At 71.1% G+C, this 22875-nt stretch carries 22 protein-coding genes; 9 read left to right on the forward strand and 13 right to left on the reverse strand.

Going from position 1 to position 22875, the window contains the following annotated elements; translation table 11 throughout:
• Positions 1–113: 113 nt before the first annotated feature.
• On the forward strand, positions 114–1391 hold the full coding sequence (locus ACFU8W_RS14805; protein WP_266982287.1) for a thymidine phosphorylase: 1278 nt from the start codon (positions 114–116) through the stop codon (positions 1389–1391).
• Between the two features lie 75 nt (positions 1392–1466).
• Here the strand turns inward: ACFU8W_RS14805 and ACFU8W_RS14810 are convergent, their stop codons facing one another.
• Entirely contained in the window at positions 1467–4718 is a 3252-nt protein-coding gene (locus ACFU8W_RS14810; protein ID WP_384037114.1) for a S8 family serine peptidase, read from the reverse strand.
• Between the two features lie 302 nt (positions 4719–5020).
• On the opposite strand from ACFU8W_RS14810, the gene ACFU8W_RS14815 reads away from it, so the two are divergent.
• A complete protein-coding gene (locus ACFU8W_RS14815) occupies positions 5021–5458 on the forward strand; it encodes an STAS domain-containing protein (protein WP_384036372.1) in 438 nt (145 codons plus the stop codon).
• A 24-nt stretch (positions 5459–5482) separates the two neighbouring features.
• On the opposite strand, the gene ACFU8W_RS14820 is transcribed toward ACFU8W_RS14815, so the two are convergent.
• The 4 genes from ACFU8W_RS14820 to ACFU8W_RS14835 all read right to left on the reverse strand — a co-directional run bounded on the left by ACFU8W_RS14820 (position 5483) and on the right by ACFU8W_RS14835 (position 8974).
• A complete protein-coding gene (locus ACFU8W_RS14820) occupies positions 5483–5755 on the reverse strand; it encodes a hypothetical protein (protein ID WP_384036375.1) in 273 nt (90 codons plus the stop codon).
• A complete protein-coding gene (locus ACFU8W_RS14825; protein WP_384036377.1) occupies positions 5752–6741 on the reverse strand; it encodes a sigma-70 family RNA polymerase sigma factor in 990 nt (329 codons plus the stop codon). Before ACFU8W_RS14825 ends, ACFU8W_RS14820 begins: the two co-directional genes overlap by 4 nt.
• Positions 6742–6865: 124 nt before the next feature.
• Positions 6866–7582 carry a L,D-transpeptidase family protein gene (locus ACFU8W_RS14830; protein WP_384036379.1) on the reverse strand — a complete coding sequence of 239 codons (717 nt, stop codon included), beginning with the start codon at positions 7580–7582 and terminating at the stop codon, positions 6866–6868.
• A gap of 87 nt (positions 7583–7669) precedes the next feature.
• The gene (locus tag ACFU8W_RS14835) at positions 7670–8974 is read right to left on the reverse strand and encodes an MFS transporter (protein ID WP_345515143.1); all 1305 of its coding nucleotides are present in this window, start codon (positions 8972–8974) and stop codon (positions 7670–7672) included.
• Between the two features lie 62 nt (positions 8975–9036).
• Between ACFU8W_RS14835 and ACFU8W_RS14840 the strand changes: the two genes are divergently transcribed.
• Positions 9037–9990, forward strand: a complete 954-nt coding sequence (locus ACFU8W_RS14840) for a LysR family transcriptional regulator (RefSeq protein WP_384036382.1) — start codon at positions 9037–9039, stop codon at positions 9988–9990.
• Positions 9991–10081: 91 nt separating this feature from the next.
• Here ACFU8W_RS14840 and ACFU8W_RS14845 read toward each other — a convergent pair whose 3' ends face one another.
• The gene (locus ACFU8W_RS14845; protein ID WP_384036385.1) at positions 10082–10843 is read right to left on the reverse strand and encodes an alpha/beta hydrolase; all 762 of its coding nucleotides are present in this window, start codon (positions 10841–10843) and stop codon (positions 10082–10084) included.
• 103 nt (positions 10844–10946) lie between these two features.
• Between ACFU8W_RS14845 and ACFU8W_RS14850 the strand changes: the two genes are divergently transcribed.
• Together ACFU8W_RS14850 and ACFU8W_RS14855 are read left to right on the forward strand one after the other, a co-directional pair.
• The gene (locus tag ACFU8W_RS14850; protein ID WP_266982276.1) at positions 10947–12101 is read left to right on the forward strand and encodes an adenosine deaminase; all 1155 of its coding nucleotides are present in this window, start codon (positions 10947–10949) and stop codon (positions 12099–12101) included.
• Between the two features lie 134 nt (positions 12102–12235).
• Positions 12236–12550 (forward strand): hypothetical protein, encoded by a 315-nt coding sequence (locus ACFU8W_RS14855; RefSeq protein ID WP_384036388.1) that lies wholly within the window; start codon positions 12236–12238, stop codon positions 12548–12550.
• A 103-nt stretch (positions 12551–12653) separates the two neighbouring features.
• Here ACFU8W_RS14855 and ACFU8W_RS14860 read toward each other — a convergent pair whose 3' ends face one another.
• From ACFU8W_RS14860 to afsQ1, 5 genes are all read right to left on the reverse strand, one after another.
• Complete coding sequence (locus ACFU8W_RS14860; protein ID WP_345515148.1) at positions 12654–12854, reverse strand: PspC domain-containing protein; 201 nt, start codon at positions 12852–12854, stop codon at positions 12654–12656.
• A gap of 93 nt (positions 12855–12947) precedes the next feature.
• Positions 12948–13502, reverse strand: coding sequence for a VanZ family protein (locus tag ACFU8W_RS14865; protein WP_345515150.1), 555 nt, complete (start codon positions 13500–13502; stop codon positions 12948–12950).
• Between the two features lie 89 nt (positions 13503–13591).
• Positions 13592–14218, reverse strand: a complete 627-nt coding sequence (locus tag ACFU8W_RS14870) for a hypothetical protein (protein WP_384037117.1) — start codon at positions 14216–14218, stop codon at positions 13592–13594.
• Entirely contained in the window at positions 14218–15756 is a 1539-nt protein-coding gene (locus tag ACFU8W_RS14875; RefSeq protein ID WP_384036392.1) for an ATP-binding protein, read from the reverse strand. The genes ACFU8W_RS14870 and ACFU8W_RS14875 overlap by 1 nt, the downstream gene beginning before the upstream one ends.
• Positions 15753–16430, reverse strand: a complete 678-nt coding sequence (gene afsQ1 / locus ACFU8W_RS14880; RefSeq protein WP_189275392.1) for a two-component system response regulator AfsQ1 — start codon at positions 16428–16430, stop codon at positions 15753–15755. Before afsQ1 ends, ACFU8W_RS14875 begins: the two co-directional genes overlap by 4 nt.
• 181 nt (positions 16431–16611) lie before the next feature.
• On the opposite strand from afsQ1, the gene ACFU8W_RS14885 reads away from it, so the two are divergent.
• A complete protein-coding gene (locus tag ACFU8W_RS14885) occupies positions 16612–17400 on the forward strand; it encodes a SigE family RNA polymerase sigma factor (protein WP_384036395.1) in 789 nt (262 codons plus the stop codon).
• A gap of 167 nt (positions 17401–17567) precedes the next feature.
• Here the strand turns inward: ACFU8W_RS14885 and ACFU8W_RS14890 are convergent, their stop codons facing one another.
• The gene (locus ACFU8W_RS14890; RefSeq protein ID WP_345515155.1) at positions 17568–18287 is read right to left on the reverse strand and encodes a response regulator transcription factor; all 720 of its coding nucleotides are present in this window, start codon (positions 18285–18287) and stop codon (positions 17568–17570) included.
• The gene (locus ACFU8W_RS14895) at positions 18284–19468 is read right to left on the reverse strand and encodes a sensor histidine kinase (RefSeq protein ID WP_384036398.1); all 1185 of its coding nucleotides are present in this window, start codon (positions 19466–19468) and stop codon (positions 18284–18286) included. Before ACFU8W_RS14895 ends, ACFU8W_RS14890 begins: the two co-directional genes overlap by 4 nt.
• Positions 19469–19613: 145 nt before the next feature.
• Between ACFU8W_RS14895 and ACFU8W_RS14900 the strand changes: the two genes are divergently transcribed.
• Genes ACFU8W_RS14900 through ACFU8W_RS14910 form a run of 3 tightly spaced genes read left to right on the forward strand, consistent with a single transcriptional unit; the run spans position 19614 to position 22857 of the window.
• The gene (locus ACFU8W_RS14900; RefSeq protein WP_384036401.1) at positions 19614–20546 is read left to right on the forward strand and encodes an ABC transporter ATP-binding protein; all 933 of its coding nucleotides are present in this window, start codon (positions 19614–19616) and stop codon (positions 20544–20546) included.
• On the forward strand, positions 20543–22084 hold the full coding sequence (locus ACFU8W_RS14905) for an ABC transporter permease subunit (RefSeq protein ID WP_384036404.1): 1542 nt from the start codon (positions 20543–20545) through the stop codon (positions 22082–22084). The genes ACFU8W_RS14900 and ACFU8W_RS14905 overlap by 4 nt, the downstream gene beginning before the upstream one ends.
• On the forward strand, positions 22081–22857 hold the full coding sequence (locus ACFU8W_RS14910) for an ABC transporter permease (RefSeq protein WP_384036407.1): 777 nt from the start codon (positions 22081–22083) through the stop codon (positions 22855–22857). Before ACFU8W_RS14905 ends, ACFU8W_RS14910 begins: the two co-directional genes overlap by 4 nt.
• The last annotated feature ends 18 nt before the right edge of the window (positions 22858–22875 follow it).

A 22875-nucleotide genomic window follows, 5' to 3' on the forward strand; every position in this document is an offset into this window, starting at 1 on the left:
AACTCCCGTGGCCCTCCTGAAACTTCGGGAGGGCCACACCCGTCTCCACCCTCTATGCGCGTAGAGTCATTCGGGACTCTTGCGTACGTACCGGCCGGAAGGACACCCAGGACATGGACGCCATCTCCGTCATCCGCACCAAGCGGGACCGCGGCGAGCTGAGCCCCGAGCAGATCGACTGGGTCATCGACGCATACACCCGAGGCGAGGTCGCCGACGAGCAGATGTCCGCGCTGGCCATGGCGATCCTGCTGAACGGCATGAACCGCACGGAGATCGCCCGCTGGACCGCCGCCATGATCGCCTCCGGCGAGCGGATGAACTTCGACGCGCTCTCCCGCCCCACCACCGACAAGCACTCCACCGGCGGCGTCGGCGACAAGATCACCCTGCCGCTCGCCCCGCTGGTCGCCGCCTGCGGCGCCGCCGTGCCGCAGCTCAGCGGCCGCGGTCTCGGCCACACCGGAGGCACGCTCGACAAGCTGGAGTCCATCCCCGGCTGGCGCGCCCACCTCTCGGGCGCCGAGATGCTGAACGTCCTGGACACCACCGGAGCCGTGATCTGCGCCGCCGGTGACGGGCTGGCCCCCGCCGACAAGAAGCTGTACGCGCTCCGCGACGTCACCGGCACCGTCGAGGCCATCCCGCTGATCGCCAGCTCGATCATGTCCAAGAAGATCGCCGAGGGCACCGGGGCACTCGTCCTGGACGTCAAGGTCGGCTCCGGCGCCTTCATGAAGACCATCGAGGACGCCCGCGAACTGGCCTCCACCATGGTCGCGCTGGGCAGCGACAGCGGTGTGCGGACGGTCGCGCTCCTCACCGACATGGCCACCCCGCTCGGCCTGACCGCGGGCAACGCCCTGGAGGTGCGCGAGTCGGTCGAGGTCCTGGCCGGCGGCGGTCCGAAGGACGTCATCGACCTCACCCTCGCCCTGGCCCGCGAGATGCTGGACGCGGCCGGGCTCAAGGACGCGGACCCGGAGAAGGCCCTGGCCGACGGCTCCGCGATGGACGTCTGGCGCCGGATGATCTCCGCCCAGGGCGGCGACCCGGACGCCGCGCTCCCGGTCGCCCGCGAGCAGCACGTGGTGACGGCCCAGGCCTCCGGTGTGCTCACCCGCCTCGACGCATACGACATCGGTGTCGCCGCCTGGCGCCTCGGCGCGGGCCGGGCCCGCAAGGAGGACCCGGTGCAGGCGGGCGCGGGCATCGAGATGCACGCCAAGCCGGGCGACACGGTGACCGAGGGCCAGCGACTGCTGACGCTGCACACGGACACCCCGGAGAAGTTCGAGTACGCGCTGAAGGCCCTGCCCGGTTCGTTCGACATCGCCCCGGCAGGAACGGAGTTCACGCCGACCCCGGTGGTGCGCGAGCGCATCGCGTAACACCGCCCGCGCATGCGAACGGCCCGCCGGAACGGAGAGATCCGTCCGGCGGGCCGCCGTCATGCGGTCGGGCGCCTACTTGCCGAAGTAGGCGTGGTAGATCGACACCGACGACGTGTTGCCCTGCTTGTCCGTGACCTTGGCCTTGAAGGAGATCGACTTCCCCTTGGCCGGGTTCTTCACGGAGATCTTGCCGGACTTGACCGTGACCTTGTTCCAGGTCTTACCGGCGTTGTAACTGACATACACAGTCAGCGACTTGAGGTTCTTGCCGGCGGCCGCACCCTGCACCTTCACCGGCACCGACGCGGTCCGGCCGGCCGTGACTTTGCTGTCCAGGGTGACATGGGGCGTGAACCGCACCGTGGAGACGGGAAGTTCGGTGAAATCCCTGGTCTTCTTCGAGCGGAACGTCCAGCTCGCGTCGATCCGGGTGGAGACGGCGGAGATCCTCACGTTGCGCTGCACCGAGGTCGTCACCTTGTAGTCGGCGACGCCGGACGGCACGGTGAAGGGGGTATCGCCCTCCAGCGGGTCCTTGTTCTGGGCGAACTTGACGCCGTTGCGGTACAGGACGGTCTTCACCGAGCTGTACGTGGACCCGCCGACGTTCCCGTTGCCGTCGGCCACGAGCGGCAGGACGCCGAGGATCTTGTTGTCCTTGCGGAAGAACCCGTACCCCTCGGGGAGCGCGGGGCCGAACACCGCGGTGTTGACCCGCTTCCGGTACGTCTTGCCCGCCTTGAGGGTCTGCGGGTCACCGAGCGAGTAACCCGCCTCGTACTTCGGGAAGCGCCCGCCCTCCTGTTCGAAGTCGAAGTTCCACTTCACCTTGTCGGCAGTGGAGACATAGACGGTCTGGGTCCCGGGGGCCGGCTGCCCCGTCGATGTGGCCCAGCCCCCGTCCACGCCGGGCAGCGTGCCCCAGGCGGTGATCGATCCGGTCTTGCCCTTGCCGGACGCGCCGAGACCGATCGTGACCTTCGCCAGCTGACCGCTGGTGAACTTCCGGGTGTAGCCGGTCGCCGCCTGCGTCACCGGACCGCCGACCGCCACGTCGTAGCGGGTCGAGGATCCCTTGGCCCAGGTGCCCAGCCAGTGCTGGGAGAGCGAGCCGTCGGTGACCTTCGGGCCGACGTGCGCGGTGCGGAAGCCCTCGTACGAGTTCTGCAACCAGCCGTAGCTGAAGCCGCCGTCCTTGCTGTCGAACTGGAGGTCGGGGGCAGCCATCAGGGACTTCGTGCCGGTGGCGGGAAGCGTGAACGTCACCGGCTTCGCCTTCCGGGCGTCGAGCGTCACGGTGAGGTTCTTGGTGACGTCCAGCTTCGGCTGGGTGATCCAGTCGACGCCCTTGGTGGCGTTGTCCGGGTCGACGTAGACGGCCGAGTTCAGCACGTAACCGCCCTTCGGGACACGGACCTTCGCCGTCCCGTCGGGGCCCGCCGGGTTCAGCCAGATGCCGCCCGCGGCGCCGGAGAGGCCGAAGAGGTTGTTGTCGTAGTACGTGGCGGGCTTGCCGTCACGCCCGACGTTCTTGATCGTGAGGTCGTACGACTCCATCTCCCGCTCGACCGCGGCCGCGGTGCGGACGCTCTGGCCGCCGCCGGTGGCGACGACATAAGCGGAGTAGGTGCCGTCCGCCGTGCCGCCGAGCTTCGTGTTCACGGTGAGCGGTACGTCGGCCGTGCCGCCCGCCGGGACGGTGACGTGCTCGGCACCGAGGGCGAAGAAGCCGGCCGGGGCCGGCTTGCCCTTCGGGCCGGTGGCCGTCACCGCGAGGTCGAGGGTGACATCGGTCGTCCCGAGGTTGCGGTACGTCACCTTCTTGGTGACCGGGGCGTCATCGGTGTGCGGCCACTGCTGTATCCCGAAGCCGACCGAGGCCGGGTCGGCGACGACGGTCTGGGCGATCGCCCTGTCGACGGCGATCCTGCCTGTGCCCTGCTCGAACGGCGTGTACGCGCCCGGCTTGGTGGAGGCCGCCAGCGCGCCCTTCAGCTCGGTGTACCTCCATTCCGGGTGCTCCTGCTTGAGCAGCGCCGCGGCGCCCGCGACATGCGGGGTCGCCATCGACGTGCCGGAGATCGTCAGATAGCCGGGCGGGTTCTGGCCGACCTCCTGGTCGATCACGGAACCGGGTGAGGCGGCCGCCGTGATGTCCACGCCGGGTGCGGTGACATCGGGCTTGATGCCGCCGTCGCCGATGCGCGGTCCGCGGCTGGAGAAGTCCGCGAGCTTGTCGTTGTCGTCGACGGCACCGACGGTCAGTGCGGCGTCCGCACTGCCCGGGGAGCCGACTGTGCCTGCGCCGTCGCCCTCGTTGCCCGCCGCGATGGCGAACAGGACGCCCTTGTCGGCCGACAGCTTGTTGACCGCCGCTTCGAGCGGGTCGACGTCGGGGGTGTCGGGGCCGCCGAGGCTCAGGTTGACGATGTCGGCGCCCTGCGCGACCGCCCACTCCATGCCGGCCAGGATGCCGGAGTCCTCACCGAAGCCGTCGTCGTCGAGGACCTTGCCCTCGAGCAGCTTGGCGTCCGGTGCGACCCCCTTGAACCTGCCGCCCGACTTGGCGCCCGTACCGGCCGCGATCGAGGACACATGGGTGCCGTGCCCGAACCGGTCCTTGGTGTCGGGCGACGCGGAGAAGTTCTTCGAGTCGAGGATCTGCCCCTTGAGGTCCGGGTGGGTGGCGTCCGCACCGGTGTCCAGGACGGCGATCTTGATGCCCTTGCCGGTGTAACCGGCCTTCCAGGCGGTCGGCGCGCCGATCTGCGGCACGCTCTTGTCGAGGCTCGCCCGGCGCACCCCGTCCAGCCAGACCCGGTCGATGCCGGCCGCGGTGGTGCGCTGGGCGCCCTGGGACGGCTTGCTGGTGAGCGCCTGCCAGATGTCCTTGGCGTCGCTCTTCGGAGTGGTCACCGACTGGGCGTTCAGCGACTTCAGGGTCCGGACGACCCGGGTGGCGCCCGCGTCCCGGACGTCCGCCTTTGCGGCGGCGGCCTGCGCACCCTTGTAGCCGACGATCAGCTTCAGGTCGGTGTGCTGGGCCCGGCGGTTCTCCGGACGGTTCAGCTCGGTGACGTCGAACAGCCGGCGGTCCAGCTTGCCGGAACTGATCAGCCGGTGGGCGTCGGCCGGTATGAGCAGGGTGTGCCCGTCACGTATCTGCCGCTGCACGGGTATCCGCCCGCGCCCCTCGGCGGGCCGGAAGTCCACGACCCGGCCCTTCGCGTCCACCGAGACCCGGTCGCCGGTGATCAGTGTCAGCTGATGCCGGGTCACGGACGTGGTTCCGGCGGCCGGACGGGCCTGCTCCGGCTGCGCCATGGCCGGGGTGGTCATCCCGGCCGCGAGCGCCACGGCGGCCGCCGTGGCGATGGTCGAAACACAGGCGCTTCTCGCGTGTCTGCGCAACTCTCCCCCTGGAGAATGAGGTGATCTCTCGGAACCGTTGTCCCGCGCGCCCCGGTGTGGCACCGGTGCTCGCCGGTTCATGTACCTAGAGGGGGAATTGGCCGCGCGGGTTCACACGCATGCTGCCGCTGACCACAGTTGACGGAAATGCATCGATTCGGGGTGGATGCCAGGCGTAGCGAGCCGGGCACCCATTTGGTCAGCTCCTCTAAGAGATGACGGGACAGCCCTTGGTCCCGACGTATGGGTGTGGCGGACAGCAGGTCGGCGCCGGAGAGATGGAGCGCGGCGGCGCAGCGATGAGTTTCGGCCGCCGGACCGGTCTGTTTGATGTGGAATCCAAGACCCCGATCGTTCTCGTCGTCACCGGCCGCGTCACACGCGCGGCCGTGCCGGGACTCTGCGCCGAGCTGGAGGCGCTGCTCTTCGACCCCGGGGGCGCCGTCCGCGACCCGGCCGCGGGGGTGGACTGCGATGTGGGCGGGGTCGTACAGGCGGACCTGGCCCTGGTCGAGGCGATAGCGCGGCTGGGGCTCATCGCGCGCCGGGCGGGCGGCCGACAGCTCCGGCTGCGCAATGTGCCGCCCGGACTGCAGCAACTGCTGGACCTGGTGGGGCTGGCCGATGTGGTGGACCTGGGGGAGCAGGGCTGAGGTGCCCGGCCCCGTCCCGTGGCGTCAGCCGGCCCGCGCGCAGAACTCCACCAACAGCAGGGCCGCCGAGGCCGAGGGGTGCGGCGCCGGCGTCGCTGTCGCGTCGTCGGCGCAGGCTCCGTCGTGCCAGTGCTCCGGCTGCGGTCCCGGTTCGGCGCCGGAGGCAGGGGGCCGGGCCGGGCGGGGTCCCTCGGTGGCGACCGGCTCACCCAGCCACTGCGTGACCCCCCAGCCGCCGAGCACCAGCACCACCCAGCCGGCCACCCACACGTGCCGCTGCCGCGGCCGCCGCGTCACGCCGTCTCGGCCTCGAGGTGGTCGGGCAGGCCGAAGAGCGGGAACCAGCGGGGTGTGTCCAGGAAGCAGTGCATGCCGGTGATCGCACCGTCCGAGATGTCGATGACCTGCACCGCCCACGGCACGAATCCCGGACCGTCCGGATTCGGCTTGTACTGCGCGAACGCCGGGGTGCCGTTGGCCACGGTCGCCACCAGGCGGGAGCCCTCGCAGCCGGCACCGAGGGAGCGCATGAAGCCCGTGATGTCGTCGTGCCCCTGGAGCCAGAGGTCGAACGGCGGCATGGTCATCACGGCGTCCTCGTGGAGCAGCGCGGTCAGCGCCGCCATGTCGTAGCCTTCGAACGCCGCCACGTACCGCTCAAGGAGCTTGCGCTGCTCGTCGTCGAGCGGTTCAGCGGTGTCGGTGGCCGCGCTCCGATGGTCCGTGAGCGTGGCCCGCGCCCGCTGCAGGGCGCTGTTGACCGAGGCGACCGACGTGTCGAGCAGTTCGGCGACCTCGCTTGCCTTCCACGCCAGCACCTCGCGCAGGATCAGCACGGCACGCTGCTTGGGCGGCAGATGCTGCAGCGCGGCGACGAACGCCAGCCGTACCGACTCCCGCGCCACCGCGGCCTCCGCCGGGTCGGCCACCGACGGCAGGATCCGCCCGTCCGGCATCGGCTCCAGCCAGGTGTTCTCCGGGAGCGGGTTGAGCGCGGCCTGGGCGAGGGGTGTCGGGCCCGTCAGGTCGACCGGGCGGGCCCGCTTCTTCCCCGCGTTCAGCATGTCCAGGCAGACGTTGGTGGCGATCCGGTACAGCCAGGAGCGCAGCGAGGAACGGCCCTCGAACTTGTCGAAGTTCCGCCAGGCGCGCACCAGCGTGTCCTGTACCGCGTCCTCCGCCTCGAAGGCCGAGCCGAGCATGCGATAGCAGTAACCGGTGAGCTCGACCCGGTGTCCCTCCAGACGGCTGTCGATATCCGCTGGTGCCGTCAGATCACTCATCGCTCCACCCCTGTTGTGCTGTGACGCCGCTCACTTCGGCACTTCGGAAGCTACCGCAGGCCACTGACAACGGGGGCGGGAAGTGCCGAAGCCGCCCGCTCTCCGGTCACGTCCCCGATTCCGGTCACGTTCCGGGCTTGCGCCCGTACACGTACACGTCGTCGCCGTTCTTCAGCAGGTTCCAGTATGTCCTCGCGTCCGCGTCCCGCATGTTGACGCAGCCGTGCGAGCCGGGCGGGTTCCACATCTTCAGATTCACCGAGTGGAACGCCTGCCCGCCGTCGAAGAACTGGGAGTACGGCATCCACACGTGGTACAGCGACGACCAGTGCTTGATGTGCCGCAGGTAGATCTTCTTCGAACCGGTGCGCGTCTCGTACCCGTTCCGCCCGCTGCGGATCGGCACCGGACCGAACTTCAGCTTCGATCCGTCCTGGATCCAGCTCAGCTGCCGGGTCAGGTCCACACACGCGATGCGCCCCTTGTTCGTGGGGCACTTCCTGTCCTTGTTGGGGTTCGTGCCGGCCGCCTTCTGTGCCGTGAGCGTCTTCATCGTCCGCCAGGTGACCGGTCCCGCGTACCCGATGTCGGGGGTGACCCCGTAGGTGCGCTGGAAGGTCTGGATCGCCCTGCAGTCGGCGGCCGACTGCTTCCCGTCGACCGGCCGGTTCAGATACGCCTCGACCTGCTTCTGGTACGGCCCGGTGGATGTGGTGCAGGACGCCGCCTGCGCCGCCGTGCCACCGCCCAGGACGAGCGCCGGCGCCGCCATCAGCCCGGCGACGGACAGCGCGACCGCGCGCCGCGTCCGGACTCCCCGCATGTTCCCTGCAACTGCCATGTACGCCAACTCCCCTTCGCGCCGCAGTGCGTTGATTACGCCTGATAGACGCGCGAAGGGGAGTCGGTGGTTGTGCGTGTGTATGTCTCAGTTCTGTACTGACGCCATCGGGACGAGGTGCCGCCGCTCGGCGCGGGCGACCCGCGACCCGTACAGCGTGATCGAGACGACCCCGAGGACCGCGAGCAGCCCCAGCGTCACCGTGCCCGCCCAGCCACCGGCGTGGAAGGCGATCGCGCCGAGCGTGCCGCCCGCGCTGGAGCCCAGGTAGTACGCGGACTGGTAAAGCGCCGATGCCTGCGCCCGGCCGGTCGTCGCGGTCCGGCTCACGGACGACGAGGCGACCGCGTGACCGGCGAAGAAGCCCGCCGTGATCAGGACCAGACCGAGAAGTACGGCGATCAGCTGGTCGGCGAGGGAGAGCAGCAGACCGGCGGCCGTGGTGGAGACGGCCAGGTAGAGCGCGCCCCGGCGGCCGAGCCGTGCGACGAGCCTGCCCGCCGCCGCCGACGACACCGTACCGACGAGGTAGACCAGGAAGATCGAGCCGATGACACCCTGCGGGAGGTGGAACGGCTCCCCGACCAGCCGGTAGCCGATCACCGTGTAGACCGCCCCGAACACCGTCATGAACAGTGCGCCGATCGCGTACAGCCTGCGCAGCAACGGGTCGGCGAGGTGTCCGCCCACCGTCTTCGCCAGGGCCTTCGGGTTCAGCGAACCGGGCGTGAAGTGACGGGCCCTCGGGATCATGAAGTGGAAGACGACCGCGCAGGCCACGGCCAGCAGCCCGACCGCGCCGAGCGCCGCCCGCCAGCCCCACAGCTGGGCGATCCAGCCGGTGAGGATGCGCCCGCTCATGCCGCCGATGCTGTTGCCCGCCACGAACAGTCCGATCGCGGCGACCAGCGCCTTCGGCCGCACCTCCTCGGCGAGGTACGCCATCGCGGAGGCGGGAAGTCCGGCGAGGGCCGCGCCCTGGACGGCGCGCAGGGCGATCAGCCAGCCCAGCGAGGGGGCGAAGGGGACGAGAAGCCCGACCAGTACCGCGACCGTCAGCGACGCGGTCATCATCTGCCGCCGCCCGAACCGCTCGGAGAGCGCGCTCATCGGCAGCACACACAGTGCCAGCGCACCCGTCGCCGCCGAGACCGTCCAGCTGGCCTGTCCGGCCGTGGCGCCGAATCCGGCGGAGACGGCGGGCAGCAGTGCCTGGGTGGAGTAGAGGAGTGCGAACGTCGCGACACCGGCGGCGAAGAGCGCGAAGCTCATCCGGCGGTAGCCGGGCCGGCCGGGCTCCAGCCGGTCAGGGGAGGAAACGGGCGCGACGGGCGATGAGGGGGATGAGGCGTCCAGCGTGAGGGTGGACGCCTTGGTACTGGCAGGAGGCATACATCGAAAGTAGATCTCTCTGATTCATGCGTCCAATGCACGAACTTGCGATAATCAATCCTATGGTGCATGAACGCAGCTCACAGCCTCGGCTGTCACCGAGTAGTTACGAAGAAGACATTCGCGCAGTGCTTGCGCCGCGGCTCGCGTACTTCGAGGCGGTGGCCCGCCACGAGCATGTGACGCGCGCCGCGCACGAGCTCGGCGTCCCGCAGTCCACGCTGTCGCGGGCCATGGTCAGGCTGGAACAGGACCTGGGCGTCGCCCTGTTCGCCCGCAAGGGCCGTACCGTCTCGCTCACCCCCGCGGGCCGCACCTTCCTGGGCTCCGCCGAGCGGGCTCTCACCGAGGTGGAGCGGGCCGCGGACTCGGTGCGGGCGGACGCCGATCCGACGGCGGGCAAGGTCGCCTTCGGCTTCCTGCACACCATGGGCTCCGAGACCGTCCCCGCCCTGCTCCGCGCCTTCCGCGCCGACCACCCGCGGGTCCGCTTCCAGCTGGTGCAGAACTACGGCGAGGCGATGATCGAACGCCTCCGGGCCGGCGGCCTCGACCTCTGCCTCACCTCCCCCGTCCCGGACGCCCCCGACCTGGTCTCCCGCCGCCTCGACGAGCAGCGGCTGCGTCTGGTCGTCCCGGAGGACCACCGCCTCGCCTCCCGCCGGCGGATCCGCCTGGCGGAGGCGGCGGACGAGGCGTTCGTGACCCTGGAGCCCGGTTACGGCCTGCGGCGTATCACCGACGACCTGTGCGCCGAGGCGGGCTTCACTCCGCGCGTGGCATTCGAGGGAGAGGAGGCGGAGACCCTGCGCGGCCTGGTCGCGGCGGGCCTGGGCGTCGCCCTGCTGCCGCCGCCGGCGGTGGCCCGCCCGGGCGTGGTCGAACTGACGGTCACGGCCCCCCGTGCGGCCCGCGAGATCGGCGTGGCCTGGCTGGACGGCCACCCGGACACCCCGCCGGTGGCGGCGTTCAAGCAGTTCCTGCTGTCGCGTCGGGGGCACTTGCTGCCCGACTGACCCGCGGACGGGGATGCGGTGGGGGTGCGTCCTCGGGCGAGCCCGACAACGCGGCGGGCGTGCGTGCCAGGCGGGACTTCCGACACGCACCCTAAGATCCCAGCGACCGCCCGAACCCCGCCGCCAACGGCATCCGCAGCCCCAGTGGCGGCGGCGCCGCCAGCGCGTCGGCGACCGGTCGCGCGTAGGCCCGGCCGAACAGCGACCCCCGCACGAAGTCCGTGGCCAGCGCCACCACTTCGGACCGGTGCTGGCGCAGCGCGTGACCGTCCGAGTGGACCTCGAAGCGACAGGTGTCCCGGTTGGCCTTCTTGGCCCGCTCGGCCAGCCGGAACGACAACTCCGGGTCGGACCGGGCGTCGTTCGTGCCGTGGACGAGCAACACCCGGCGGCCCAGCAGGTGCTTCACCGGTTCCGGCTCGGCCGAGGCTTCCCCGGGCAGCCAAGGAGCCATCGCCAGAACGGAGTTGACTGCCGCGTGGCCACCCGCGCGCAGCGCCGCCCGGCCGCCCATGCCGTGCCCGGCCAGACAGACGGGTATGTCGCCGTAGCGTCGTACGACCTCCTCCACCGCCCACTCCGCGTCCGCCGCGAGCTGCGCGTCCGTGGCGTTCCAGCCCCGGCAGCGGTAGTGCACGACATGCGCGGCCAGCCCGTCGTCCTGGCCCGCGCGGGCCAGGGTCCGGGCGAGCGGCAGCTGCAGTGCGTACGACAGGGAGGAAGGGCGGCGGCGCGAGTCGGCCTCGCCGTCCGGGAGCAGCACGACCACTCCGCTGACCGCAGGTTGTGCTCCGGCCGTCTTCACGGCCCGTCCCAGCCTCGGAGCAGGCAGGGGAAGTGCGCGCTGTCCCATGACAGAACAGTGTCAGAAGGAGAGGTGTACTCCACCCGTATTCGCGGTCACTGTTACGTATCGGCGCGCGGCGCTCTACGCGCGTAGGCGCTAGAGTGCCCAGATGATGAGCCCGACCCTGCACGTGCCCGGCACCGACCAGATCCGACGCGCCCCCAAGGTGCTGCTCCACGACCACCTCGACGGCGGTCTGCGCCCCGGCACGATCGTCGACCTGGCCCGTGACGCGGGCTACGAAGCCCTTCCCGAGACCGAGCCGGACAAGCTCGGCATCTGGTTCCGCGAGGCGGCCGACTCCGGCTCGCTGGAGCGTTACCTGGAGACGTTCGCCCACACCTGTGCCGTCATGCAGACCCGGGACGCCCTGTTCCGGGTGGCCGCGGAGTGCGCCGAGGACCTGGCTGCGGACGGTGTCGTGTACGCGGAGGTGCGCTACGCCCCCGAGCAGCACCTGGAATCCGGGCTGACCCTCGAAGAGGTCGTCGAGGCGGTCAACGAGGGCTTTCGCGAGGGTGAGCGCCGGGCCCGTCAGGACGGCAACCGGATCAGGGTGGGCGCCCTGCTCACCGCGATGCGGCACGCCGCCCGCGCCCTGGAGATCGCCGAACTCGCCAACCGCTACCGGGACCTGGGTGTCGTCGGCTTCGACATCGCGGGCGCCGAGGCGGGCTACCCGCCCACCCGTCACCTCGACGCCTTCGAGTACCTCAAGCGCGAGAACAACCACTTCACCATCCACGCGGGCGAGGCCTTCGGTCTGCCGTCGATCTGGCAGGCGCTCCAGTGGTGCGGCGCCGACCGCCTCGGCCACGGGGTCCGCATCATCGACGACATCGAGGTCGCCGAGGACGGCAGCGTGACGCTCGGCCGACTCGCCTCGTACGTACGGGACAAGCGCATCCCGCTGGAGATGTGCCCGACCTCCAACCTTCAGACCGGCGCCGCCGCCTCGTACGCCGACCACCCCATCGGGCTGCTGCGGAGGCTCCATTTCCGCCTCACCGTGAATACGGACAACCGGCTGATGAGCGGTACGAGCATGAGCCGGGAATTCGAGCGGCTGACCGAGACCTTCGGGTACACGCTCGACGACATGCAGTGGTTCACAGTCAATGCGATGAAATCAGCGTTCATTCCTTTCGATGAACGTCTTGCGATGATCAATGACGTGATCAAGCCCGGATATGCGGAGCTGAAGTCCGAGTGGCTCTTCGAGCAGACCGCTGCGACCAGCGGATCTTCGTCCCCCGCGGGCTGATTCGCGTGCTTTGCCGAACGGCCGGGACGATCGAATCCCGGCCGTTCGGCGTGTCCGGCATGTTTGCGGGACCGGTCGTGGGCTGACTAGTTTGCAGAGCCGCTCACATCCCCTTCCCCAAGGATGAATTCCACATGAAGCAGTCCGCTGCCAGGAATCTCGGTGTCGCCGCTCTCGGCGCCGCTTTCGCCGCTGCCGCCGCCGGTACCGCCTCGGCGTCCGCGCTGCCCGTCGACGCCACGTCCGCCCTGCCCGCCGCCGGCTCGGCGCTGGGTACCGCGACCCAGAGCCTTCCGGTCCAGGACACGGCCACCAAGCTCCTCGGCAGCGGTCAGACGAAGGTCGTCCACGACGCCACCTCACCGCTCAAGGGTCTGCTCGGCGGACTGCCCGCCGGCGGCGTGAAGGCCAACGGTCTGTCGACCAACGGTCTCCCGCTCGGCGGCTGACCCCCGCACCCACGCACGTGGGGCGGACACCCGGTCCGGGTGTCCGCCCCACGTGTGCGTCCGGGGACGAGGGGATGTCCGGCCATGATCCGCCGGACGGCCCCTACCAGGCGGCCGCCGACGACTTCTCGGCCGGCAGCAGCAGCCACAGCGCCAGGTAGAGCAGGAACTGCGGGCCGGGCAGCAGGCAAGAGACCAGGAAGATCACGCGCATGGTCCCGGCGGACGTGCCGAAGCGCCGTGCCAGCGCTGCGCACACTCCGCCGATCATGCGTCCGTCACGGGGGCGGGCAAGTGCGGCCATGGTGGGCTCCTTCGCGAACCGTCTGCTGGGGAGCAGCTCCGTCGTGCTCCCGATGTCTCCATGGTGGCTCCGCGAACGGGGCAAAGCGTCGCTCTACGGTGCGATACCGACCCTGGAAATCGTCGGGGTCGACCCCTGAGAGGTCTCCTCCCTGGGGCGGGGAATCGCCCCCGGCACCTGCTGCTCCTGCTTCCGGCGGCGCAGCCGCTTCCGGAACACCGGCACCACCAGCAGATGGGCCAGCGCCACCCCGACCGTGTTCAGCAGCAGCGAGTCGACATCGACGACCTGCCCCGGCACCCCGGTCTGCGCCAGCTCGATGGTCAGCGAGATCAGCGACCCGGCGGCGACCGTACGCGCCAGCGAGGCCCACGGGGAGACGAAGAGCCGGCCCCCGGCCATCGGCAGCAGCACCCCCAGCGGTGCCAGCAACAACAGTCCCTCACCGATCCGGTGCGCCGCCGCGGCCGGGCCGAGGGACAGGTCCGCTCTGATGCCGGCGAGCGGTTGAAGGTTCGCCGCTGTCACCCACGGGACATCCAGCGGGCGCAGAGTCAGCCACCCGACCAGCAGCAGATGCGCGAGGAGGAGGAACCCCCCGGCCGCGCGGAAGCGGATGACGGCCTGGCCGTCCGAACCTTGACCCACGCCTCCCAGGACGCCCCCACCGGTGGGATCGGTTCCGCCCCCGCCGCAGAAACCCGGGCGGGGGCGGAGCGACAGGCGGGGGGAGGCCGTCAGGGCAGTTCGAGCGCGCCGAGCGTCGGCACGGAATTCGGCCGGGACTTCGTCTCCGAGGTGCACAGATAGCCGCGCGGGGCGTAGTTCCCCGGTCCGCCGAGCAGCACCGTGCCGTCCGTGGCGAGCGACTCGCTCTCCGCGTAGGTGCACACGATCTGCGCCAGCGCCTGCGGCGGCAGGTCCTCCGGCTGCTCGCTGAGCCGCAGCGTGGTCGCCGGATCGCCCCGACGTGCCGCGCTGATCCGGAGCGTCGCCGACACGGTTGTGGAGAAGCCGGCCTGACGCTCGTCATCGGCCGGTTCCCGCTGCAGCTCGTCGAGGAGCGCCTGCGCCACCTGGACCCGGTCCGACTTCGCGTCGTCGTGAACCTGCACCGTGCGGTCCACCGTGACCAGTTGCGAGGCGCAGACCAGATAGATCTGGACCGGGATGCCCTTCAACGCCTCTGTGCTGACGTCCTCCGCGGACATCGAACACGGCACCCGCGACGGCGCGGCCCCGGCGTCGACCGGCACCGAGGTGGTCCTGATCCCGCACCCGGCAGCCAGCACGGCACAGACGACGGCTCCGGCCAGCGCCCCGGCCGAGCGGAGCGCCCGGTGCCTACCACGGTTGCTGCGCATCACGTCGCGCCGCCCTCCTCGTCCTGGACCTCCGTGTCGTGGTCCTGCGCGGTGCGGGTGAGCTGTTCGGCATCGCGCGGCAGCCGCAGGACGAACACCGCGCCGTCGCCGTCCGGCGAGTTCGCCGCGGTGATGTCACCGCCGTGGATGTGCGCGTTCTCCACGGCGATCGACAGACCCAGCCCGCTGCCCTCCGAACGCGGCCTGGACGCACTGGCCTTGTAGAAACGGTCGAACACGTGCGGCAGGACGTCCTCGGGAATGCCGGGGCCGTGGTCGCGCACCTCGATGACGAGTTCGTCGCCGTCGGTCCGTACCGCGACCCGTACCGGCGAACCGCCGTGCTTCAGCGCGTTGCCGATCAGATTGGCCAGGATCACATCGAGCCGGCGCGGATCGAGGCGGACCATCATGCCGCGCTCGGCGTCCAGATCCACCGCGTCCAGCCAGGCCCGGGCGTCGATACAGGCGGTGACCTGGTCGGCGACATCGACCGTGTCGAGGACGAGCCGGGCGGTACCCGCGTCGAAGCGGGTGACCTCCATCAGGTTCTCCACCAGGTCGTTGAGCCGCCGGGTCTCGCTGACCACCAGGTGCACGGCGGGCGCGATCATCGGGTCGAGGCTGTCGGCCTCGTCCTCCAGCACCTCGGCGACCGCGGTGATCGCGGTGAGCGGGGTCCGCAGTTCGTGCGACATGTCGGCGACGAACCGGCGGCTGGACTCCTCCCGCGCGCTCATGTCCGCGACCTTCTTCTCCAGCGAACTCGCGGCCTTGTTGAACGTGCGGGAGAGATCGGCGAGTTCATCGGTTCCGGACACCACCAGGCGGGTGTCGAGTTTGCCCTCGCCCAGCTTGCGCGCCGCGTCACCGAGCCGCTGCACCGGCCGCAGCACCGTCGTCGCGGCGGCCTGCGCCAGCAGCGCCGAGCCGACCAGGGCGAGAGCCGTGGCGATCCCCAGCGACCACGCAAGGGAGTTGAGGTCCTGCCGTTCCTGGTCGAGCGACTTCAGCATGTAGCCGGTCGGACCACCACCGATGATCTTCGTGCCGGCCACCAGGTACGGCGTACCGCGGATCGAGGTCCGCTGCCAGAACAGGTGGTACGCGTACTTGTTGCCCGCCTCCACCGGCTGCTTCCGGTTGACCTGCCGCTGCAGCGAGAGCGGCACGTTGTCGAGCGTGAACGTGTCCAGATCGGAGTTGCCCACGATCGGCTTGCCGCCGTCACGCTTGTCGACGAGCAGCACGCTGTAGCCGGGGCTGCTGCTCGCCATCTGCACGGCGGTGTTCTGCAGGTCGTCCTTGGTCGGCCGCAGCGGCAGCGAAGCCGCCCGGTTCTGCATCTCCTGCCGGAAGTCCCCGAGCGCCGCATCCTGCGTCCGCGTCAGGACGGCCTCGCGGTTGAGCCAGTACGCGATTCCCGAGGCCGACACCGCGGCGGTCAGCGCCACCAGTGCGAACACGACGACGAGCCGCAGCCGCAGACTGGTCCAGCGAAGTCCGGCGAGCAGACTGCGTTCGGCGGCAGCACTCACTGAGGCGAGTCCAGCCGGTAGCCCACGCCGCGCACGGTACGGATCAGGGTCGGCGAGGACGGCACGTCCTCGACCTTGGCCCGCAGCCGCTGCACACAGGCGTCGACCAGCCGGGAATCACCGAGATAGTCGTGCTCCCAGACCAGCCGCAGCAACTGCTGGCGCGACAGGGCCTGCCCGGGGCGACGGCTCAGCTCGAGCAGGAGCCGCAGCTCGGTCGGTGTGAGCTGCAGGTCCTCCCCGTTCTTCGTCACGGTCATCGCGGAACGGTCGATGACGACGTTCCCGAACGTCGCCGAGTCCGTGGACTCGCGCTCGCCGCGGCGCAGCACCGCGCGGATCCGGGCGTCGAGCACCCGGCCCTGCACGGGTTTCACCACATAGTCGTCGGCGCCGGACTCCAGTCCGACCACGACGTCGATGTCGTCGCTGCGCGCGGTCAGCAGAATGATCGGCAGCTGGTCGGTGCGCCGGATACGGCGGCACACCTCGAAACCGTCGATGCCGGGCAGCATCACATCCAGCACGATCAGGTCCGGCCGCTGCTCGCGCAGCAGTTTCAGGCCGTCCTCTCCCGTCGCCGCGGTGGCCACACGGTGGCCCTGGCGCGACAGCGAGAGTTCGAGGGCCGTGCGGATGGCGTCGTCGTCCTCGATCAGCAACAGGAAAGGCACGGAGGTCATTCTGGCCCATGGTGGAGCTTCAGTTCGACACTTGAAGCGCTCTCATACATCCGGCGCCCCGGTGGGAGGTCCTGTGACAGGTCTGTGACAGTCGGCGGACAGCGTCATGAAACAGCCCGGGCAAGCTCATTGGCACAAGGAACGGACGGACTCCACCGACGGGGGGCGCGAGATGAACGCACTGCACAGCACGACCACAAGCGCAGTTGTCACGCGTCTCCACGACGTCGGCAGGGGCACCGAGAAGTCCGGCGCAGGAGGGGTCGCCTCCCTGCTCGAGCGGAGCCGGGAGCTCGGGGCAGGGCGGGGGTGCGTTCGTGGTGTCGGGCGTCAGCACACGTCCTGTATGACGGTGGTCGACGCAAGCGGGGGAGCCGGCGGGGGAGCCGCGTACGGGGAGGACACGGGGGAGCGGATGTCCCGGACGGAGAGCTCGGACGCCGAAGCGGCGTTCACGGCCTACGTCCAGGAGCGCCGCGCCTCCCTGTACGCAACCGCCTACCACCTGACCGGTGACCGGTTCGAGGCCGAGGACCTGCTGCAGAGCGCCCTCTTCTCCACCTACCGGGCGTGGGACCGGATCAGTGACAAGGCGGCGGTCGGCGGATACTTGCGCCGCACCATGACCAATCTGCACATCAGTGCGTGGCGCCGACGCAAGTTGAACGAATACCCGACCGAGGAACTGCCGGAGACGGCGGGCGACACGGACGCGATGCGCGGTACGGAACTGCGTGCCGTGCTCTGGCAGGCGCTGGCGCGGCTGCCGGAACTCCAGCGCACGATGCTGGTCCTGCGGTACTACGAGGGCCGCACGGACCCGGAGATCGCGTCGATACTCGACATCAGTGTCGGCACGGTGAAGTCGAGCATCTGGCGGTCGCTGCGGCGGCTGCGCGAGGACGAGGTGCTGAGCTTCGGCCGTGACGAGGAGGAGTCCTTCGGCGAGCTGGTGGCCTGAAGGCAGCGGGGGATCGGGGGACTGCTGCTTCGGGGGAAGCGGCGGGCTTACGGGGGCACGCAGCGGGGTCGGATGGGCCGGGGGGTCCCGTCCGGCCCTGCGGTGCGTCCGGGGACGGGTGCGGAGAGGCAGGGGGCCCGCGGGGCTTCTGCCCCGGACCCCGGTCCTCAATCGCGCGACGGCCTCGGATCCGGGGTTCTGCCCCGGGAGCCCGGGACGACCAGGCCCGATTCGTAGGCCGTCACCACCGCCTGGGTGCGGTCGCGCAGGGCCAGTTTGGCCAGGATTCGGCTGACATGTGTTTTCACCGTCTCCTCCGTGATCAGCAGGCGCGTCGCGACCTCCGGGTTGGACAGGCCCTCCGCCACCAGGCGCAGGACCTCGGTCTCCCGGCGGGTGAGTGCTGCGAGCACCGCCGCGGGTACGGGGTCCGGCGTGCGGTGCTGGGTGGCGAATTCGCTGATCAGGCGGCGGGTGACGGTCGGAGCGAGCAGGGCCTGGCCGGCCGCGATGACGCGCACCGCGTCGAAGAGCCGCTCCGCGGTGACGTCCTTGAGCAGGAAGCCGCTGGCTCCGGCGCGCAGCGCGTCGTACACGTACTCGTCCAGGTCGAACGTGGTCAGGATGAGGATGCGGGGGCCGTCCGGGCCCGACGCGGCCAGTTGTCTCGTCGCTTCGATGCCGTCCGTGCCCGGCATCCGTACGTCCATGAGGACCACGTCGGGCCGGAGACCGGCGCACGTCCGTACCGCCTCGGCGCCGTCGCACGCCGTGCCGACGACGGTGAAGTCCGGCTGCGTGTCCAGCAGGGCGGCGAAGCCCGTGCGGACGACCTGGTGGTCGTCGGCGACGACGATCCGTACGGCGGGCTGTGGCTCGGTGCTCATCCGGTGGTCTCCGCGTGGGTCGGCAGTACGGTCTCGACGAGGAAGCCGCCGCCGGGCGCGGGGCCGGTGCGCAGGTCGCCGCCGACCGCGGCGGCACGCTCGCGCATGCCGGACAGTCCGTGGCCGCCCGCGGGCGGCGCGGGCGGCGGGCCCGGGCCGTTGTCGCGGATGCGCAGGGCGAGGGTGCCGGCGGTGTAGTGCAGTTCCACGTCGACGGCGGCGCCCGGTGCGTGTCGCCGGGCGTTGGTGAGGGCTTCCTGGACGATGCGGTATGCGGCGAGCTCGACGCCCGGGTCGAGCGCCGCCTGCCGGCCGCGGACGATGAGGCGGGTGCCCGTCCCGGACGCGTCCCGGGCCTCGTCGAGCAGGTCGACCAGTTGTCGCAGGCCCGGCTGCGGCTGCCGGTCGGCCGTATCGGACCCGGTGTCCTCGCGCAGGACGCCGAGCAGTCGGCGCATCTCGGTCAGTGCCGCCCGCGCGGTGTCGCCGATCGACGACAGCCGCTGCGCACCGGCGGCGGGCATCCCGGGGGTGGTCAGCCGGGCCGTCTCCGCCTGGACGGCGATCATGGAGATGTGATGGGCGACGACGTCGTGCAACTCGCGTGCTATCCGGGCGCGTTCACTGCGTGCCGTGTGCTCGAGCAGGGTGCTGGTCATCGCCCGGTGAGCGGCGCTGTGGGTGAGTGCCTCGCCGCGGGCCCGGCGGGCGATGCCCGCCCACGCCGCGACCGGGGCGAGCGAGGCCAGCAGCACGGTGAGGACGCCGGTTTCGGAGTGCGCCGGGGCGAGCCCGGCGAGGGCGAGCGGCAGGAACGGCATGGCGAGGAGCGCCGCCGACCGCGGTGAGCCCGCACGGCCCAGACGGTGCAGGACGATCAGCTGGGCGCAGAGCCCTGCGACGGTCAGCGAGTGGAACGGGGCCAGCGACAGCACGGTTGCCGCAGTGACCGACGCGGCGGCCGCGGCAGGACTCAAGAACGCCGGGGGCAGCGTGGTGGCCAGCGCGAGCAGGCCGATGAGCAGACCGAACCGGACCGTGACGCCGCTGTCCGCCGTCCGCGCGAACGACTCGGTCACCGCGAGCAGCGCCAGGACCGTCCCGGCCACGACAGGCGTACGAGGGCCGACGCCGATGCGCCGCCCCCACTCGGCCCGTCCGCCCCACCGGTGCTCGTCCACGTCCGTCATTCTTGCCGCAGGTGGCACACCCCGGCATCCCTCTCGTGAGGGACCCGTGGCACCGGACATCCCTCGTGCCAGGGAGATCAGAAGTCGCTGTCCGGCGTGACGACCGCGGGGCACCGGGCTGCCTAGCCTGCCGGACATGGAAGCAACCGTGGAAGTCACCGGCCTGCGCAAGCGCTACGGGCCGACCACCGCGCTGGACGGGATGACGTTCACCGTCAGGCCCGGACAGGTCACCGGTTTCGTCGGCCCCAACGGCGCCGGCAAGTCCACCACGATGCGGGTCATCCTCGGCCTGGACACGCCCGACGAGGGCACCGCGCTGATCGGCGGTCAGCCGTACCGGAACCTGCGGAACCCGCTGAACCACATCGGGGCCCTGCTGGATGCCGCCGCACTGCAGCCGGGCCGGACCGCCCGCAACCATCTGCTGTGGCTGGCCCACTCGCAGGGCCTCGGCGCGCGTCGGGTCGACGACGTCATCGAGCAGGCCGGTCTGGGGCCGGTCGCCGGGCGCCGGACGGCGGGCTTCTCGCTCGGCATGCGGCAGCGCCTCGGGATCGCCGCCGCACTGCTCGGCGACCCGCCGGTGATCATGCTGGACGAGCCGTTCAACGGCCTGGACCCGGAAGGCATCGTGTGGATGCGCGACTTCCAGCGTGCGCTGGCCGCACAGGGCCGTGCGGTGCTGCTGTCCAGCCACCTGATGAGCGAACTGCAGGACACCGCCGACCATCTGGTGGTGGTCGGACGCGGCAGGGTCATCGCCGACACCAGCGTGCGCGAGCTGATCGGGGCCGCGTCCGGCGACCGGGTCACGCTGCGGACCTCGGCACGGTCGGAGGCGATGACGGCGCTTGCGTACGCCGGAGCCACCGTGGCGGCCACGGACCGCGACACCCTCACCGTCTCCGGGCTGACGGCGGAGCACGTCGTGACGCTGCTCGGTGAGAGCGGGGTGCCGTTCTCCGAAGTGTCCGCGCATCGCGCGACACTGGAGGAGGCGTACATGGAACTCACCCGGGACGCGGTCGAGTTCCGCGCCGCGGCTGCCGAGGAGCCGGCCCGATGACCCGGACCACGACGTCGTACCGCTCCGGGACGCCGGCCGTGCACGCCGGGTTCGCTCAGCAACTGCGGGCCGAGTGGACCAAGTTCCGTACGGTGCGGGGCTGGGTCGCCGGACTCGCGGCCGCGGCGCTGGTGATCGTACTGATCGGGCTGATCGGCGCCCACACCGAGCGGCCCACCTGCGAGGATCCGAACCAGCCCTGCACCGGTGCCAGGGGTCCGGGCGGCGAGGCCGTGACGGACCGGTTCTACTTCGTGCACCGGCCGCTGACCGGGGACGGCAGCATCACCGTACGGATCACGTCGCTGGGCCCGGACGGTGCCGAGGGCGGGCTGCCGCCGTGGGCGAAGGCGGGGATCGTCCTGAAGGCGGGCGACCGGGCGGGGTCGGCGTACGCGGCCGTCATGGCCACCGCGGGGCACGGTGTGCGGATGCAGTACAACTACACGCACGACACAGCCGGTGCGCCCGGCGCCGTCTCCGCCGCGTCCCCGCACTGGCTGCGGCTGACCCGGACCGGGGACATGGTGACCGGCTACCGGTCGGCCGACGGGGCGCGCTGGACCGCGGTCGGCACCGCACGCCTGACCGGGCTTCCGTCGCAGGTGCAGGCCGGGATGTTCGCCGCCTCGCCACCCGCCACGGAGTCGACGAGCCAGAAGTTCGGCGGGCTGAGCAACCGCGGGGCGCCCACCCGGGCCACCGGTGTCTTCGACCACGTCGCTCTCAGCGGCGCGGAGTCCGGGGACGCGGCGTGGCACGGTGAGCAGATGGGCGGACCCGCCGATGACTTCGCGTCGGACGGCACGTTCCGCCGGGCGGACGACACGTTCACCGTCACCGGCTCCGGCGACATCGCACCTGCCGTGGGCGGCCCCATGACCGCGGGCGGTCAGACCATCGAGCGCAGCCTGGCCGGCACGTTCGTCGGGCTGATCCTGGTGATCGTCGTCGGGGCGACGTTCATCACCGCCGAGTACCGGCGCGGACTGATCCGCACCACCCTCATGGCGAGCCCGGGGCGGGGCAGGGCGCCGGCCGCGAAAGCCGTCGTCCTCGCCGCCGTGACCTTTGCGGCCGGGCTGCCCGCCGCGGCGGCAGCGGTGCTGCTCGGTGAATGGCTGGTGCGCCCCGGCGGCTTCGACTTCCCGGTCGGCACGCTCACGGAGCTGCGCGTGGTGGCCGGTACGGCGGCCCTGCTCGCGGTCACCGCGGTGCTCGCCATGGCCGTCGGCACCGTACTGCGGCGCAGCGCCGGGGCGGTCACCCTGGTGTTCGCGGCGATCGTCCTGCCGTACATCCTCGCGACCGCCTCGATCCTGCCCGCCGGGCCCTCGCAGTGGCTGCTGCGTGTCACCCCGGCAGCGGGCTTCGCCATTCAGCAGAACATGCCGCAGTACGCGCAGGTGGACAGCGACTACACACCGGCCTTCGGCTACTTCCCGCTGCCGCCCTGGGGCGGATTCGCGGTGCTGTGCGGGTGGACGGCTGTCGCGCTGGGCGCGGCGGTGTTCATGATGCGCCGGAGGGACGCATGAAGCAGACCCTGCACGCGGAGTGGACGAAGCTGCGCACCGTGACGGCCCCGGGGCGGCTGCTTCTTGCCCTTGTCGTGCTCACGGTGGCGGTCAGTGCCGCGACGGCTGCCGCCGCCGAGTGCCCCTCGACGGGCTGTCACCAGGACGTCGCCAGGCTCGGTCTGACCGGGATCCATGTGGGGCAGACGGTCGTCGCCGTCCTGGCCGTGCTGGTGATCAGCGGCGAGTACAGCACGGGGATGATGCGCACCACGCTGATGGCGACACCGCGCCGGTCCACGGTCCTGGCCGCGAAGTCGGTCGTCCTCACGGGGGTGGTGCTGGTCGCCGGGGCGGTCGCGGTGTTCGGCTGCCTGCTGGCGGCGGGGCTGATCCTGCCGGGCAACGGCTTCACGACGGCGCAGGGCCAGGCGATGCTGTCCCCGGCCGACGGTCCGACGCTGCGCGCGGCGGCCGGGTCGGTGCTGTACCTGGTGCTGATCGCCCTGCTGGCTCTCGGCACCGCCACCGCGGTCCGGGACCCGGCGGCGGCGGTCGGCGTCGTACTCGGCCTGCTCTTCGTCCTCCCGATCCTCACGCAGCTGGTCACCGACCCGGACTGGCACCGTCACCTGCAGCAGATCGCCCCGATGACGGCGGGACTCGCCATTCAGTCCACGACCGGTGCCGACAGCCTGCCCATCGGCCCGTGGGCAGGGCTGGGAGTGCTCGCGGGATGGGCCGCGGCCGCGCTCCTGGGAGGGGGACTGGTCCTGCGGCTTCGGGACGCGTGAGCCCCCGGCGCCGGACCG

This window comes from Streptomyces sp. NPDC057565 (genome assembly GCF_042801455.1).
Taxonomy (GTDB): domain Bacteria; phylum Actinomycetota; class Actinomycetes; order Streptomycetales; family Streptomycetaceae; genus Streptomyces; species Streptomyces yanii.

Coding starts and splice junctions, on each gene's coding strand:
- ACFU8W_RS14805 (WP_266982287.1), top strand. CDS start 114: ATGGACGCCATCTCCGTCATCCGCACCAAGCGGGACCGCGGCGAGCTG.
- ACFU8W_RS14810 (WP_384037114.1), bottom strand. CDS start 4,718: ATGGCGCAGCCGGAGCAGGCCCGTCCGGCCGCCGGAACCACGTCCGTG.
- ACFU8W_RS14815 (WP_384036372.1), top strand. CDS start 5,021: ATGACGGGACAGCCCTTGGTCCCGACGTATGGGTGTGGCGGACAGCAG.
- ACFU8W_RS14825 (WP_384036377.1), bottom strand. CDS start 6,741: ATGAGTGATCTGACGGCACCAGCGGATATCGACAGCCGTCTGGAGGGA.
- ACFU8W_RS14830 (WP_384036379.1), bottom strand. CDS start 7,582: ATGGCAGTTGCAGGGAACATGCGGGGAGTCCGGACGCGGCGCGCGGTC.
- ACFU8W_RS14835 (WP_345515143.1), bottom strand. CDS start 8,974: ATGCCTCCTGCCAGTACCAAGGCGTCCACCCTCACGCTGGACGCCTCA.
- ACFU8W_RS14840 (WP_384036382.1), top strand. CDS start 9,037: ATGGTGCATGAACGCAGCTCACAGCCTCGGCTGTCACCGAGTAGTTAC.
- ACFU8W_RS14845 (WP_384036385.1), bottom strand. CDS start 10,843: ATGGGACAGCGCGCACTTCCCCTGCCTGCTCCGAGGCTGGGACGGGCC.
- ACFU8W_RS14850 (WP_266982276.1), top strand. CDS start 10,947: ATGATGAGCCCGACCCTGCACGTGCCCGGCACCGACCAGATCCGACGC.
- ACFU8W_RS14855 (WP_384036388.1), top strand. CDS start 12,236: ATGAAGCAGTCCGCTGCCAGGAATCTCGGTGTCGCCGCTCTCGGCGCC.
- ACFU8W_RS14860 (WP_345515148.1), bottom strand. CDS start 12,854: ATGGCCGCACTTGCCCGCCCCCGTGACGGACGCATGATCGGCGGAGTG.
- ACFU8W_RS14870 (WP_384037117.1), bottom strand. CDS start 14,218: ATGCGCAGCAACCGTGGTAGGCACCGGGCGCTCCGCTCGGCCGGGGCG.
- ACFU8W_RS14885 (WP_384036395.1), top strand. CDS start 16,612: ATGAACGCACTGCACAGCACGACCACAAGCGCAGTTGTCACGCGTCTC.
- ACFU8W_RS14890 (WP_345515155.1), bottom strand. CDS start 18,287: ATGAGCACCGAGCCACAGCCCGCCGTACGGATCGTCGTCGCCGACGAC.
- ACFU8W_RS14900 (WP_384036401.1), top strand. CDS start 19,614: ATGGAAGCAACCGTGGAAGTCACCGGCCTGCGCAAGCGCTACGGGCCG.
- ACFU8W_RS14905 (WP_384036404.1), top strand. CDS start 20,543: ATGACCCGGACCACGACGTCGTACCGCTCCGGGACGCCGGCCGTGCAC.
- ACFU8W_RS14910 (WP_384036407.1), top strand. CDS start 22,081: ATGAAGCAGACCCTGCACGCGGAGTGGACGAAGCTGCGCACCGTGACG.